The organism is Streptomyces sp. (genome assembly GCF_019510245.1).
Classification (GTDB): Bacteria; Actinomycetota; Actinomycetes; order Streptomycetales; family Streptomycetaceae; genus Streptomyces.
Genome location: NZ_JAEKKT010000544.1, coordinates 1 through 1,172, shown reverse-complemented (window position 1 = coordinate 1,172; position 1,172 = coordinate 1). Strand labels below are relative to the sequence as shown.

Genomic DNA, 1,172 nt, shown 5'->3' with positions numbered 1-1,172 from the left:
CCCGTTCACCGATCGGATGAACAGCATGCACAAGTACGTGGCGTCTCGGACCCTGACGTCCGTCGAGTGGCAGAACTCCACGCTGCTGGAGGGCGACACCGTCGATGCCGTAGGCAAGCTGAAGGCGTCCGACGGCGGCGACATCAACGTCGTCGGGAGCGGCGATCTCGCTCAGACCCTCATGCGGCACGGCCTCGTCGACGAGTACCGGCTCACCATCCATCCGGTGATCATCGGCACCGGCAAGCGGCTGTTCGCCGACGGAGCGATCCCCACCGCGCTGGAGCCGGTCAGCGTCTCGACGACGAAGGGCGGCACCGTCCTCGGCGTCTACCGGCCGAGTGGCAATCCCGGTTACGACAGCTACTAGAGCCGTCCTGAGCTCTGCTGCACGGGGCCGGGCCGACAACTGAGCGACAGGCTGCAGCGTGCCAGGGCCACCGGAAGGAAGACATGCGGCTCGTTGACGGACGCATCTGCGCCTATGACCTGGCTGCTGATCTCCGCTCTGGCGGTCACTAGGTTCGGATCATGGCGATCACATATGAGTGGCGGGGCGACGTCGACAACTCAGCTCTCAACAAGCTGCATGCCGAAGGATTCGATCACCTGCTCGGGCAGACGGACTGGCGGGCAAGGCTTCAACGTCACAGCCTCGGGTGGGTCTGCGCCTGGGAAGATCGCCGTTTGGTCGGCTTCGTCAACGTCGCCTGGGACGGCGGCGTCCATGCGTTTGTCCTGGACACGGTCGTCGCTCGGCGCAGTCGTTCGAACGGGGTGGGAGCCGCGCTGGTCAAGGCCGCTGCTGAGGGATGCCGTGCTGCGGGGTGTGAGTGGCTGCATGTCGACTTCGAAGAGAACTTGCGAGCGTTCTACTTCGATGCCTGTGGCTTCAGAGAGACGACGGCAGGTCTGATCGCCTTGTGAACGCGCTCGCGCCGCTGACCTGGCGAACTCGTGCGCCCGGGAGTCAGCTGCCCCAGACATCTTCCCAGGCGTATCCGTCACTTCCCGGTCCATTGGTGAGCGATTGTTAAGAGGCGGTCGGTGGTGTGAACAGTGCCTGGACGGTGTCGGTGGCCAGGTCTCGTAGCCAGGTGTGGGCGCGGTCGTTGTCGTAGCGCTGGTGCCACAGCAGGTACAGGGGTACGTCGGGCAGCGGGAGTGGTGGC

General features: G+C 64.9%; 2 protein-coding genes and 1 pseudogene. 2 read left to right on the top strand and 1 reads right to left on the bottom strand.

Annotated elements, in window-relative coordinates:
* Together JF597_RS55255 and JF597_RS55250 are read left to right on the top strand one after the other, a co-directional pair.
* Window positions 1-370, top strand: a 370-nt coding sequence (locus JF597_RS55255; RefSeq protein WP_294014844.1) for a dihydrofolate reductase family protein, incomplete at its 5' end; no start/stop codon positions are given.
* A 161-nt stretch (window positions 371-531) separates the two neighbouring features.
* Window positions 532-927: a GNAT family N-acetyltransferase gene (locus JF597_RS55250; RefSeq protein ID WP_294014842.1), complete on the top strand. Its 396-nt coding sequence runs from the start codon at window positions 532-534 to the stop codon at window positions 925-927.
* Between the two features lie 106 nt (window positions 928-1,033).
* Here JF597_RS55250 and JF597_RS55245 read toward each other — a convergent pair.
* A pseudogene (locus JF597_RS55245) lies at window positions 1,034-1,172 on the bottom strand (LysR family transcriptional regulator); the annotation flags it as partial.

Bases quoted from the DNA above. Each gene is read 5' to 3' on its own strand.
- JF597_RS55250 (WP_294014842.1), top strand. From the start codon at position 532: ATGGCGATCACATATGAGTGGCGGGGCGACGTCGACAACTCAGCTCTC.